This window comes from Desulfoscipio sp. XC116 (assembly GCF_039851975.1).
GTDB lineage: Bacteria > Bacillota > Desulfotomaculia > Desulfotomaculales > Desulfallaceae > Sporotomaculum.
On record NZ_CP156660.1, the window covers coordinates 3786656 to 3799221 of the forward strand.

General features: G+C 50.0%; 12 protein-coding genes and 1 riboswitch. Of the genes, 4 read left to right on the plus strand and 8 right to left on the minus strand.

Annotated elements, in window-relative coordinates; translation table 11 throughout:
* Window positions 1-3: 3 nt before the first annotated feature.
* From ABDB91_RS17780 to ABDB91_RS17790, 3 genes are all read right to left on the minus strand, one after another.
* Window positions 4-1305, minus strand: coding sequence for a DUF4430 domain-containing protein (locus ABDB91_RS17780; protein WP_347489026.1), 1302 nt, complete (start codon window positions 1303-1305; stop codon window positions 4-6).
* A gap of 76 nt (window positions 1306-1381) precedes the next feature.
* Window positions 1382-2125, minus strand: coding sequence for an adenosylcobinamide amidohydrolase (locus ABDB91_RS17785; RefSeq protein ID WP_347489027.1), 744 nt, complete (start codon window positions 2123-2125; stop codon window positions 1382-1384).
* A gap of 126 nt (window positions 2126-2251) precedes the next feature.
* Window positions 2252-2459, minus strand: a riboswitch (cobalamin riboswitch).
* 87 nt (window positions 2460-2546) lie between these two features.
* Window positions 2547-3041: an iron dependent repressor, metal binding and dimerization domain protein gene (locus ABDB91_RS17790; RefSeq protein ID WP_347489028.1), complete on the minus strand. Its 495-nt coding sequence runs from the start codon at window positions 3039-3041 to the stop codon at window positions 2547-2549.
* Window positions 3042-3247: 206 nt separating this feature from the next.
* Here ABDB91_RS17790 and ABDB91_RS17795 point away from each other — a divergent pair, with 206 nt between their 5' ends.
* The 4 genes from ABDB91_RS17795 to ABDB91_RS17810 are packed head-to-tail and all read left to right on the plus strand — an operon-like array spanning window position 3248 to window position 7032.
* Window positions 3248-4204, plus strand: a complete 957-nt coding sequence (locus tag ABDB91_RS17795; protein WP_347489029.1) for a zinc ABC transporter substrate-binding protein — start codon at window positions 3248-3250, stop codon at window positions 4202-4204.
* A gap of 16 nt (window positions 4205-4220) precedes the next feature.
* Complete coding sequence (locus tag ABDB91_RS17800; protein ID WP_347489030.1) at window positions 4221-4982, plus strand: metal ABC transporter ATP-binding protein; 762 nt, start codon at window positions 4221-4223, stop codon at window positions 4980-4982.
* Window positions 4983-4985: 3 nt separating this feature from the next.
* Complete coding sequence (locus ABDB91_RS17805; protein ID WP_347489032.1) at window positions 4986-5909, plus strand: metal ABC transporter permease; 924 nt, start codon at window positions 4986-4988, stop codon at window positions 5907-5909.
* A complete protein-coding gene (locus ABDB91_RS17810; RefSeq protein WP_347489033.1) occupies window positions 5893-7032 on the plus strand; it encodes a metal ABC transporter permease in 1140 nt (379 codons plus the stop codon). The genes ABDB91_RS17805 and ABDB91_RS17810 overlap by 17 nt, the downstream gene beginning before the upstream one ends.
* Window positions 7033-7440: 408 nt before the next feature.
* On the opposite strand, the gene ABDB91_RS17815 is transcribed toward ABDB91_RS17810, so the two are convergent.
* From ABDB91_RS17815 to ABDB91_RS17835, 5 genes are all read right to left on the minus strand, one after another.
* Window positions 7441-8745: a phenylacetate--CoA ligase gene (locus tag ABDB91_RS17815; protein WP_347489035.1), complete on the minus strand. Its 1305-nt coding sequence runs from the start codon at window positions 8743-8745 to the stop codon at window positions 7441-7443.
* A gap of 195 nt (window positions 8746-8940) precedes the next feature.
* On the minus strand, window positions 8941-9696 hold the full coding sequence (locus ABDB91_RS17820) for an ABC transporter ATP-binding protein (protein WP_347489036.1): 756 nt from the start codon (window positions 9694-9696) through the stop codon (window positions 8941-8943).
* Window positions 9689-10456, minus strand: coding sequence for an ABC transporter ATP-binding protein (locus ABDB91_RS17825; protein WP_347489037.1), 768 nt, complete (start codon window positions 10454-10456; stop codon window positions 9689-9691). The genes ABDB91_RS17820 and ABDB91_RS17825 overlap by 8 nt, the downstream gene beginning before the upstream one ends.
* A 76-nt stretch (window positions 10457-10532) precedes the next feature.
* Window positions 10533-11537 (minus strand): branched-chain amino acid ABC transporter permease, encoded by a 1005-nt coding sequence (locus tag ABDB91_RS17830; protein ID WP_347489038.1) that lies wholly within the window; start codon window positions 11535-11537, stop codon window positions 10533-10535.
* Between the two features lie 114 nt (window positions 11538-11651).
* On the minus strand, window positions 11652-12527 hold the full coding sequence (locus ABDB91_RS17835) for a branched-chain amino acid ABC transporter permease (RefSeq protein WP_347489040.1): 876 nt from the start codon (window positions 12525-12527) through the stop codon (window positions 11652-11654).
* Window positions 12528-12566 lie beyond the last annotated feature (39 nt).

A 12566-nucleotide genomic window follows, 5' to 3' on the forward strand; every position in this document is an offset into this window, starting at 1 on the left:
TTCCTAATTCATAAAAGGTACATTTTCCACACCGTTTGGGGTAACTACGGCCCCGAAAAATTGGGTGATGGAAGACGGATTATTTACTAGCACGTCCAAAGCCGCTTGCACACCGCCGGCATCGGTTCCCGTTACCAGCCAGGTCGGCCTGGTGGCGCCGATTCCCGGCGCAAAGGCATAGATGACCCCTGTCGTATCGTCAAATGTTTTGACGGTTTGGCCCTTGGTGTTCAAGGCCTGTATTTTACCGTTTTCAAATTTTACGTATACCCCGATTAGTTTGTTTTTTAAGTTGGTTTTTTGCAGGAGATCGCTTGCGGCGGACAAATCCCCCCAGGTACCCAGAAGAATATAGTATTTACCGGGGTTTTCCAGCGCCGACGGGTTGTAAGCGGCCGTGTCTATTTCTTTGACGCCTTGATTTAACAAGCTCTTCTTAAGCTTTTGCGCGCCATCTTGAAAGGAGTCCGTATACATAATAACTGTGCCGGGATTTTTACCCAAAAATCCGTTTTTAAAGGGCTGGGGGTACGAACCGATCACCGCCGGGATAAACATGGTGACATCCCAGTTATGATAATCCCACCAAATTTCATCCCCGGATTGAGGACGGTATTCAGCAACGCCCACCGGGGCTAAAATACCGTTTATCCAGTAAAACCAGTCCAATTTTTTCCTCTCCGAACCTGTGTAAAAGGTATACTTGGATTCCAAACCGTTAATTTTATTGACAAACCCGCCGCCGTAAGCGGTTTGGATGTCCAAGTTCCGGAACATTACTTCCATGCCCACTTCGTCCTTAACCAGGCCCACTTCTTTGCCAAACATTTTTGTATGGCCGTAATCACGGGTAACGGTTAAATTTACGTGGTAAGGACTTTCAATATCTCCGGCAGCCTTATAAGAACTGGAATTTGTATCTGCCGGAGTACCTTCCTTATATTTAATTTCTCCCTGTACCGGGCCCTTGTAGCCTTTGTATGTTTCCCGGTCCACGGCCACACCGGCTTGTTTTGGGGTCGGTTTCTTATTTTCGGCCGCCGCCGGTTCTTTGTCGGAGGCCCCGGCGTTCGCAACGTTTTTCTTATCCTTCGCCGCAGCGGTTTTTCCGGAATTTTCGGCCGCCGCTTTGGGATTTTTCTCTTTACTGTCGTCCGGCTGTTCCTTACTGTCATCTAGCGTTACGGATTGTTCTTCCACCTGTTCCGGCAGATTGGTAACCACTTTAGTATCCTTGTCCGCACAAGCAGCCATGGAAAGCACTGCCAGCAGTAAAATTAAAACAATAGTTAACTTCTTAAACAATTTATCAGCACCCCTTTTATTCTCCCCAACCTATCCTGAAAAAAAAGCAAGCGGGATTCGCTTCTTTATTCAAAAATTAATTTACCAAATGGCCCTTATTCTTAATGATATATTCCCCGGCGCCGGACAGTGAGATATAGTTGGCCACACCCTGGAAAATAGCTTCGGAGGTAGTCCGTCCGATATAATATCCCAAATCTGTGGCCGTGCCGGCATAAGACAGGGCTTGCCCTTTGCCGGTGCAGGCGATGACCAGCGCATCTGTGGTAGTGCCTGTAACCAGTTCGCCATCGGGCAGGCAGACATTTGCCTTGAATAAAGCCCTTGTTTTAGCCTCCGTGGCGGTTATTACGGCGTTAACCATGGCGGAGGCGGTAAGATTTCCGTCAATTAACAAAATAAGATTGATGGTTCCGTATTTTTGTCGGTTGGTTACTTTACCGATAGGCAAACCGGCTACGCCCGGATTACCTATCCCCGCCGTGCAAAAAGTGGCCACGGAAAGTCCCCGATGATTAACGTGACTTAGAAAGGTATGGGTGATACTAACAGCCGTCATCATACCCAAGACCTCTTTTCCCAGCCCCAAGCCCGCGGCTACTTTTGACAAGTCCCGTTCGGGATTACTGCCGTTATAGTCTTTGTCCACAGTATGGTTAATAATGTATCTGGCCTGGTGAAGATCCGCCCCCAGCACGGCGGAACTCAGCACTTTTAACGGGTTGTCCGACGCAATGAGAAATGTGTTATTGCCGTGAATATAAAAATTGATTCCCGGAATGGAAACTTGTTTTTTAAAACAGGTTATTTCTTCTAACAAAAAGCTACCTCCTACCTATTGGATATAGCATTAAAAAAACCCGACCTGCGCAGGTCGGGTTTAATCGGTATCTACTATGGTGAAAGCCATAAAAAATACACATACCCCTATCTACCCGTAGGCGCTTTCGGTACCGAACAAACAGACAGGTCTCCTGGCTCAGGTTCATGGAAACCTTACGTCTTCCCATCCGCACTCATTTTGCAAAAATGCTGAACAGTGACTCTGTGTAAGATTTCTCCCCATTACAGTGGCGGGGACCGCGCCGGATTTACACCGGCTTCCCTTTTAAGTTTTACCCTTCCGGTAAAACACCTGTTTATCCATACTTATGCAATTTAAGTTAAATTAAACCGTTAATGTAATGAACATAGCATAATTAAGTCATGGTGTCAACATTACCACAAATGTAATTTATTGATTAAAAATTATCGGTACCCCTTTGCTTATTTTTTAATTCTTCATATCTTTTTCGGATACAACTCTCACTTTTAAAGAATCCCAGCAAAGTATTCAACCGGCAAACGGTTGCCGGACTTAAAGAATGCTCGATCAGTTCCGTTTCTTCCAGCGCATTTTCACAGCCAATCAGTTGTAAAAACTCTTCCACCGTGTTATGGCGCTCAAGAAGATAAGCACCGCTTTCCTGTCCTTTCTTTGTTAAAAGAATACTTTCATGACGGTCGTATGCCAAATACCCGAGGTTAACCAGCCTGGAAATCATCTTAGAAGCGGACGAAGGCTTGACATGCAGTTCTCCGGAAATAATACCCACGCGTGTATAGCCATGCTGCAGGCAAAGCCTGTAGGCCATTTCCAAATAATCTTCCAAAGCCGGGGTAAGTTGTCCTTCTTGTTGCTTAATGAGTTGATATCCCCTTACGGTCCGAAATTCCAAGTCTGTATCGTTACCCATACCATCGGCTCCTTGCTTTTTAATAACCTTATTAACTATTCCATTATATTCGTAACACTTTTAATTTAAGCATCATATATTAGCCAGGGGAAAACGGTTTACCCGCCCCTATCACAAAAGAGCCGGCAAGGAGGTGAGTGAATAAGCGGAAGTCCTGGAATTGGATAAAAAATGTGAAACCTTAAATATGTGAGGAGAGATTAACGGTGTTTTCCAAAATAAAATTAATCCTGGTGATTTTGGCGGCAGGACTGTTTATATCGGCGGGATGTGTCCAGCCCCGGACACAACGGGAGAACCCCACGCATTCCACGGCAGATGAGGTAAGGTTAAACATAGTTGCCACCACAACCATGCTGGCCGATTTAACTAAAGTCATCGGCGGAGAATATGTCAAGATTAACGGCTTAATGGGACCGGGAATCGACCCCCATCTCTACCAGGCCAGCGCGGGCGACGTGACTTTGATGCAGGATGCCGATGTTGTAGTCTATAACGGCCTGCACCTGGAAGGGAAAATGGGTGACATTTTCGAATCCCTTAAAACTCAAGGCAGCGCGGTCATCTGCATTGAAGATGGGCTGGAGGAAGCAAAGCTTTTGCGTGCGGAAGATGACCCCGATGTCCACGACCCCCATATCTGGTTTGACGTGACACTATGGCAGGATGCAGCCGGAGTGCTGGCCCAAGGCCTGACTGAAATTGATGCCGCTCATGCAGAGATCTATCTGTCAAATCTTGAACGTTACTTAACGGAGCTGGATGAGCTGGATAACTATATCAGGGAACGGGCGGCGGAGGTGCCGGAGGGACAGCGGGTGCTGGTCACCGCTCATGACGCCTTTAATTACTTTGGTAAAGCCTACGGGTTTGAAGTCAGAGGTTTGCAAGGCATCAGCACGGATTCCGAAGCCGGTACGTCCGATGTGAGCAGCCTGGCCGATTTTATCACTACAAGAAAGATTAAAGCCATTTTTGTAGAGTCCTCGGTACCCCCCAAAACGATTGAGGCCCTGCGGGCGGCGGTAAAAGCCAAGGGCTTTGATACAGCAATCGGTGGCGAGCTGTATTCCGACTCCCTGGGCGGAGAGAATTCAGGAGCCGGAACCTATATCCTTACTTGCAAGGCCAATATCGATACCATCGTCGATGCCTTAAAATAAAGCGGGAGGTAGCTGCATGGACACCAAAACAACACTGGACTATGTCGTTGAGATAGAGGATTTAACCGTTGCCTATGATGCCAAACCTGTTTTGTGGGATGTTGACCTGAAAATTCCCAAAGGCCGGCTGATGGCCATCGTCGGTCCCAACGGTGCCGGCAAAACCACCCTTATTAAAGCCATGCTCAATCTGCTTACCTCTGTTTCCGGTGTCATCCGTTTCCTGCCGGAGAGAGCGGATGGCTCACCCAAGAAGAAAAACAAAATTGGTTATGTACCGCAAAGCGGCAGTGTAGACTGGGATTTTCCCGCCACCGTGCTGGATGTGGTTCTAATGGGCCGCTACGGCCTGCTGGGCTGGGTGAAACGTCCCGGTAAGAAAGATGTAGCAATTGCCAGACAAACCTTGCAAAAAGTAGGCATGGAAGAGTTTGCCGCCCGCCAAATCAGCCGGCTCTCCGGCGGTCAGCAGCAGCGGGTCTTTCTGGCCAGAGCACTGGTGCAGGAAGCCGAGATCTATTTTATGGATGAACCGTTCAAGGGCGTGGATGCGCAAACGGAAAAGGCTATTGTTTTACTGCTTAAAGAGCTTAAAGCCCAGGGTAAAACAGTGGTGGTAGTCCATCATGACCTGCAAACCGTGGCCGACTATTTTGACTGGGTAACCCTGATCAATCTGCGCGTAGTTACCAGCGGACCGGTCGCCGAGGTCTTCCATGAAGAAAATCTAAAAAGAGTGTATCACAGCAGCGGCTCACTATTGAAAGGCGGCGTATGAGCAATGGATGCATGCATAATATTATTAACCGATTATACCTTTCAAACCGTCGCTTTGGGTTCAGCTATTTTAGGCATCATCAGCGGTATTATGGGGAGTTTCGCCGTGCTCAGAAAGCAGAGTCTCCTGGGCGACGGTGTCTCCCATGCCGCACTGCCGGGAGTTGTACTGGCTTTTGTCCTGACCGGCAGTAAAAATACAGAATTTCTTTTGTTCGGCGCCCTGTTGTCCGGGCTGCTGGCCACCTTGTTTATTATCCAAATCGTTAAACACTCGCGTATTAAATTTGATAGCGCGCTGGCTCTGGTCTTGTCGGTGTTCTTTGGACTGGGCATGGTTTTGTTAACCCATGTCCAGAAGATCCCCGATTCCAACCAAGCCGGTTTAAAACGCTTTATTTTCGGGCAGGCCGCGACTCTTTTACAGCGGGACGTGGTCCTGATGCTGGTTTGCGGCATAGTTCTCCTGATTCTGGTGATTATTTTCTGGAAAGAGTTCAAACTCTTTACTTTTGACAGCGATTTTGCCCGAAGTATCGGCTTCTCGCCCCGTAAACTCAACCTGCTGCTTTCTTTCATGATTGTGCTGACCATCATTATCGGTCTGCAGACGGTAGGGGTTATTCTGATGAGTGCCATGTTGATTGCTCCGGCTGTGGCCGCACGCCAGTGGACGGATAAACTGGCAATGATGGTACTGCTGGCCGCCGTTTTTGGAGCGCTCTCCGGCGTTGCCGGCACGATCGCCAGCTCTCTGGTACCCAAGCTGCCTACAGGTCCCTGCATTGTAATTATCGTCAGCCTAATCGTTCTGGTCAGCCTTTTGTTTGCCCCGGGGCGGGGAATGGTCGGCCGGCTGTACCGGCACAGACAAACCAGACTTACGCTTAAAGCAAATGGAGGTAAATCCGATGTCTCCGCAATTTGAAATACAACTGATTGCCACGCTTACAGCCGTTGCTTGTTCCCTGCCCGGCGTTTTTTTGGTCCTGCGCGGGATGTCCATGATGTCCGATTCCATTACCCACACTATCTTACTGGGCATCGTGCTGGCCTTCTTCCTGACCAATGACCTTTCCTCCCCCCTCTTAATCATGGGGGCCGCCCTGATGGGTGTTATCACGGTCTGGCTGACGGAAACCCTCAACCGCACCCGGCTTTTATCCGAGGATGCCGCTATTGGCATTGTCTTCCCACTTTTATTCAGCGTGGCTATTATTCTGATTACCCGTTACGCCGGTTCGGTGCATTTGGACACTGATGCGGTACTGTTGGGCGAACTGGCTTTTGCTCCTTTTGATCGCCTGGTTGTCTCCGGCATGGATCTTGGCGCCAGGGCTATTTACACCAGCGGCGTTATTCTGCTGTTAAACTTGCTGGTGATTGTGGTTTTTTTCAAAGAATTTAAACTTGTCACCTTTGATCCCATGCTGGCCGCCGTTTTGGGTTTCTCTCCGGTCCTGGTGCATTACGGCCTGATGACCATGATCTCACTAACGGCCGTGGGCGCTTTTGAAGCCGTCGGTTCGGTCCTGGTTGTGGCCTTTATGATCGGCCCGCCGGTAACGGCTTATCTGTTGACGGATGATCTGAAACAAATGCTGATTCTAAGCGGAACTGCCGGGGCCGTAAACGGTATTTTGGGTTATCAAACGGCAGCCTTCCTGGACGCTTCCATTGCCGGCAGTATGGCGGTGGTTACCGGAGTGGTTTTCTGCCTGGCTTTCATTTTTGCTCCGCAGCGCGGTTTGGTCAGTGTCCTGCGCCGGCGCAAGCTGCAGAGAACTGAATTTGCCCGGCAAACCCTGCTTTTGCATCTTTACAACCGCGAAGCAGAGGATCAAAAAGCACGGGAAGCCGGGACCCGCCTGGAGCAGCTTCATTTGCACTGGAGTGAAGCTTTTGCCCGAAAGATTGTTTTGGGTTTGCAAAAAAAAGGTTGTCTTTGCTTTGACGGCAATTTTATTAAGCTGACCCGGCAAGGAAGGCAGATTAGTATGCGCAATTACGAGGAGTTGTTTGGACATTTTGACAAAGGTCATATTTTTTAAATTAAAACTATACTCCCGGAGTCCAAAGAACGCCGGGAGTATAGTTTGCTTCCTTATTATTGCAACCTACTCCATTAACAACTTACAGAGACCGTACATCTTCCCACCCGGCACTCTGCTTGCTAAAATACAAATTACGCCGCTAACAATCTCGCCATTATCACGCGTCGCACGCACCACCATAAACGAATATATGTCATTGCCGGCTAATGTCATCGCGAGCGCAAGCGAAGCAATCCCAAACTCCAAAGCGGCTCCAGCAAAGAAATGCGGGCTGCAAAACGGAGATTGCCACGTCGCTCGCTCCTCGCAATGACACACTCCAGGCATTCGCAGGTTTTATTCATAGCAATGACGGGCTTTCAAACATCACATGTTCTATACATGGCAATGACAGAGCGGTACTTGCTAAATCTCCCGCTTATCTACGACCCGCTTGGCTTTGCCTTCGCTGCGCGGAATAGTCCGCGGTTCCACCAGCTTGATACGCGCGGAAATACCCAGCACGCTGTTAATTCGCGAGTAAAGCCTGCGCTCCAAGTTTTCCAGCTGGCGCACCTTATCGTTAAACATCTCGGATGACAGCTCCACCCAGATCTCCAGGTCATCCATGGTGCCTTTCCGGTCCACCACCAGCAGATAATGAGGCTCGGTTTCGCCAAATTCCAACAGCACGCTTTCAATTTGGGACGGGAATACATTGACTCCCCTGATAATTAACATATCATCGGTACGGCCGGTTACCCGCTGCATACGCACATGGGTGCGCCCGCACGGGCAGGGTTCCGGATTAAGGACCGTTATGTCCCTGGTTCGGTAGCGAATCACCGGGAAGGCTTCCTTGGTTAATGATGTGATCACCAGTTCACCCGGCTTACCATAGGGAAGAGGTTCCTCAGTTTCAGGGTCAATCACCTCGGCAATGAAATGATCTTCAAAAATGTGCATACCTTGTTGGGCTTGACATTCCATGGCTACCCCGGGCCCCATTACTTCACTGAGCCCGTAAATATCCAGCGCAATAATATCAAGCTTTTGCTCCAGCTGCTGCCTCATGCGTTCCGACCACGGTTCAGCCCCAAAAACCCCCGCCTTTAAAGGAAGCTTGGTAAAGTCAATCCCCCGGTTCGCGCCCTCTTCAGCAAGATATAAGGCGTAAGAAGGCGTACAGGCCAACATGGTAGTGCCGAAATCCTGCATTAACATGAGCTGCCTGCCGGTGTTGCCGCCTGAGGCGGGAACCACCGTGGCTCCCAGCCGTTCGGCGCCGTAATGGGCTCCCAATCCCCCGGTAAAGAGTCCGTATCCATAGCCAACTTGCACTACATCACTTTTAGTGCCTCCGGCCATAACCAGCGCTCTGGCTATTAGGTCCGACCAGGTATGTATATCATTTTGGGTATAGCCCACGACGATCGGCTTACCGGTTGTGCCGGATGAAGCGTGCAGCCGCACCACTTCTTCCCGAGGTACGGCAAAAAGGCCAAACGGATAATTGTCCCGCAAATCATGCTTTATGGTAAAAGGCAGTTTGCGCAGGTCATCCAGAGAGCGCAAGTCATCAGGCGTCACACCTTTTTTCGCAAAAGATTGCCTGTAAAACGGCACATTTTGGTAGGTTCTTGCCACGGAGGCCCGCAGTCTTTTTAGCTGTAATTCAGCCAATTCATCGCGGGACATGGTTTCGTATTCGCGGTTCCAGTACATGATCATTTCTCCCCTTTATTTTATTAAGTAAACGCGGGTAACGCAGGCCTTGAATGTGCCAACGCAAAATAATTCTTCTCCCGCCCGCCATTTTCCTGTTTAACTTTCTCCAAGTATCTTGTGTAAAAGATAAATTTTAAAGAACATTTGCTAATTTGGTCGTAAAAGCGCGAAACAAAGCAAGAGAACTATCCCCTTGCTTCAAACGCAGAGGGAGGCAAGAGAACCGTCCCCCTGCTTCCTTATAGAGCGGCCGAGGTAAGCCTGTTGCACCTGCGAGTCGGACATTATCTCCTCCGAACTGCCGCTGAGGGTAATCCGGCCCCGTTCCATAACCAGAACATGGTCAGCCATTTTTACCGCGTATTGCGTATTTTGTTCCACCAGGATAATAGTGACACCGGCATCTTTGAGCCGGGTCAGGGAAGCCATTATTTCACGCACCACCAGGGGCGCCAGGCCGATGGATGGTTCATCCAGGAGCAATAGTTCGGGGCGGGCCATCAGGCCCCTGCCTATAGCAAGCATTTGCTGCAGGCCACCGCTTAACCCTCCCGCGTAATCTCGTTCCCGGCCTGCAAGCGCCGGAAAGAGCTCCAGTATCTCGCCAATATCACCGGCAATTGCTTTTTTATCACTGCGGTACCGGTGATAAGCGCCCAGCATCAGATTATCCAGCACGGTCAGGGAATGGAAAATTTCCCTCCGCTCAGGCACCAGGCTGATGCCCCGCCTGACGATATATTCGGGCGGCTTTCCGGCAATGGATTTTCCTTTTAGGTATATATCTCCCCCGGCAGGCCTGTGCAAACCCGCCAGCGTTTCCAGCAGTGTGCTTTTACCGGCTCCGTTAACACCGATAATGGCCAGCAGTTCACCCTTTTCCACATGCAGGGAAAGATCCCGAACCGCTTGCACGTGACCGTGATATACATTCAGCCCCTTTATTTTAAGCAACCCGATCATCCTCCCCGAGATAAGCTTTAATTACTTCCGGGTTGGCCTGAATCTCATGTGGCGTCCCTTCCGCAATTACTTCACCAAAATTCAATACCACAACATGGTCGGCCACTTCCATAACCGTATCCATGTCGTGCTCTATAAGCATCATAGTCAGGCCTTTTTCCCGGAGCCTCTTTAAATAGGCCGCCAGCACTTTGGTTTCCGCGCTGTTTAGCCCGGCCGCCGGTTCATCAAGCAATAGCAGGCGGGGACCGGAAGCCAGCGCCCTGGCTATTTCCAAAAGCCTTTGCTGCCCGAAAGGCAGCGTCGCCGCGGATAAACCGGCGGCCTCCCCAAGTCCGACTTCCTCCAGCAGATTAGTAGCTTCATCTTTAATCATCCGGTCCTCTCTGCTTTTGCCGGGCCGGCAGAATAAAGATTTAATAAAGCCCGTTCCACCTTTTAAATAAGCGCCGGTAATCACATTTTCCAGCACGGTCATATCACCGAACAACTGCAGATTTTGAAATGTCCTGGTCACGCCGGCTTCAGCAATTTGGTATGGTTTGAGGCCCACCAAATGTTTACCGTCTAAACTGATGGCGCCCTTTTCAGGCTTTAGCGTACCGGTAATCAGGTTGAAAATAGTAGTCTTGCCTGCGCCGTTCGGACCGATCAAGGCAGAAATACTTCCCTCGCTTACCCCAAACCCAACATTCACAGCCGCGGTAATACCGCCGAAAGATTTTGTTATACCGCTTACGTTTAAAAGCAATTCGTCCGCCCCCTTTCCGGCTTACTACCACCACACCGGCACTTAAACCGGCGCCAATATAAGATATACCAAAGACCTAACCCTCCGATACCTTCGCACCGGCGCCCCTGTCGGGCAGTTTTTTTGAAGATGCAAGCAATTTGCCCAACGCGCCAAGCCCCCCGGGCTGAAAGACCATCAATATGACCAATATCAAGCCAAAAAAGATAATTTGATATTCCCCGCCCGCCCCGGGAATTGCCAATGGGATCGCCCAGCGCAGCACCTCGCCCAGAGTGACCACCAACGCCGCCCCGAGCAAAGGTCCAATGAGAGTACCCAGCCCGCCCACGACAGCCATCAGTACAAACTGCACCGAAGCATGAAAGCTAAAAGGCGACGGACTGATAAAAGTTATATAAAACGCGTAAAGTCCACCGGCCAAACCGGCCAGCAGGGCACTGAATATAAAGGATTGCAGTTTTAGCCCGGCCGTGTCTATACCGGCATTCTCCGCGGCATGTTCACTTTCACTTATCGCGCGCAGCGCTCTGCCCACCCGCGAGCGCACCAGGTTGCTTACGCCGATTAAAAGCAGAAATAAAGTAGTCCAAACCAGATAAAAGAACTTAACGTCACTGTCAAAGGTCAATCCTCCCAAAGAAAAGTAGGGAATCCCGGACAATCCGGACGGGCCACCGGTTAACTCCCCGCCCTCGTTAAAAGCTATATGTACCAGTATACCAAAGCCAAGGGTGGCCATGGCAAGATACAGTTCACGCAGTTTAAGTGTTGGCCGCCCGATTATGGCGGCAACTATACCCGGCAATAACGCCGCAGCCACCAGAGCCGGAATTGTATACCAATTAAAGCGTGTGGTCAGGATGGCTGCCGTGTAAGCCCCCAAGCCGAAAAAGGCGGCGTGGCCGAAGGATACCTGCCCGGCATAGCCCATTAAAATGCCCAGTCCCTGTACGAGAATGGCGTAAATGCCAATGATAATAAGAGTGCTGAGAATGTAATTGCTTTCAATGAACAAAGGAACGGTTAAAAAAAGCAGTGCGGCCACCGGCCAGAAATATTTTTTACTTTTATCCCGCATATTCACTTCACCTCTTTTGGGCTGCGTCGGCAAGAGCGCCAATATAACGCTGTAAAACTTTTATTCCATATGAACGCCATTATTCGCTTGTGGACTGCAGAATTTATCTTAAACTTAAATTTTGCGCTGCCTGAAAGAACCAATGATGCCCTCGGGCTTAATTAATAGAACAGCCAGCAAAATGATTATGGTGATGGCATCCTTGGAGCCGGAGGAAATCAGCCCGGCACTGTAGGATTCTAAAACGCCAAGCAGCAGCCCCCCCAGCACAGCGCCGCCGACATTACCCAAGCCTCCGATAATCGCGGCCACGAACCCCTTTACTCCGAGCATAAAACCCATATCATAGGTAGTCATAGTAATTGGCGCGATGAATATTCCCGCCGCCGCGCCCAGTGCCCCGCTGGTTACGAAGGCCAGGAAAGATACGGTATTGGGATTGATACCCACCAGCCGGGCCGCCGTGCGGTTGATCATAGATGCCTTGACTGCTTTACCCCAGTAGGTAAGCTCAAAAAAGGCGTACAAACCGGCCAGGGTTACCGCGACAAGCCCGAAAACCCACAAGCTCTGGGGAGTTATGGCAGCCCCCTGAATAAACAGGGGACCGCCCCCGGAAAAGGCGGGCAATGAATATGTCTCGGTACCCCAGGCTAAAAGTGCCAGGCCGCGCAGAGAAATGGCCAACCCAATGGTAATAATAATCAAGGTAAGCCCCGACGCCCGGCGCGCCGTGTGGATGGCCGACCGTTCAAGCACCCCCCCCAGCACAGCCACCAGCAGCACCGTTATGGCAAAAGCAGCCGGCATAGGCATTCCGGATGAATATATACTGATAGCCAGCAAAGCTCCGATGGCTACAAACTCACCCTGGGCCAGGTTTAAAACACCGGTTAGATTAAAGGTGGTTACCAGCGCCAGAGCAATTAAAGCATATATGCTTCCCAGAGTGAGCCCGGTGAACAAAAGCTGCAGGAGCTGATCCGACATATGCAAAGCTAACACCCCATTAATTCATTGATTTCACTG

Bases quoted from the DNA above. Each gene is read 5' to 3' on its own strand.
- ABDB91_RS17790 (WP_347489028.1), bottom strand. From the start codon at position 3,041: ATGGGTAACGATACAGACTTGGAATTTCGGACCGTAAGGGGATATCAA.
- ABDB91_RS17800 (WP_347489030.1), top strand. From the start codon at position 4,221: ATGGACACCAAAACAACACTGGACTATGTCGTTGAGATAGAGGATTTA.
- ABDB91_RS17805 (WP_347489032.1), top strand. From the start codon at position 4,986: ATGGATGCATGCATAATATTATTAACCGATTATACCTTTCAAACCGTC.
- ABDB91_RS17810 (WP_347489033.1), top strand. From the start codon at position 5,893: ATGTCTCCGCAATTTGAAATACAACTGATTGCCACGCTTACAGCCGTT.
- ABDB91_RS17815 (WP_347489035.1), bottom strand. From the start codon at position 8,745: ATGATCATGTACTGGAACCGCGAATACGAAACCATGTCCCGCGATGAA.
- ABDB91_RS17830 (WP_347489038.1), bottom strand. From the start codon at position 11,537: ATGCGGGATAAAAGTAAAAAATATTTCTGGCCGGTGGCCGCACTGCTT.
- ABDB91_RS17835 (WP_347489040.1), bottom strand. From the start codon at position 12,527: ATGTCGGATCAGCTCCTGCAGCTTTTGTTCACCGGGCTCACTCTGGGA.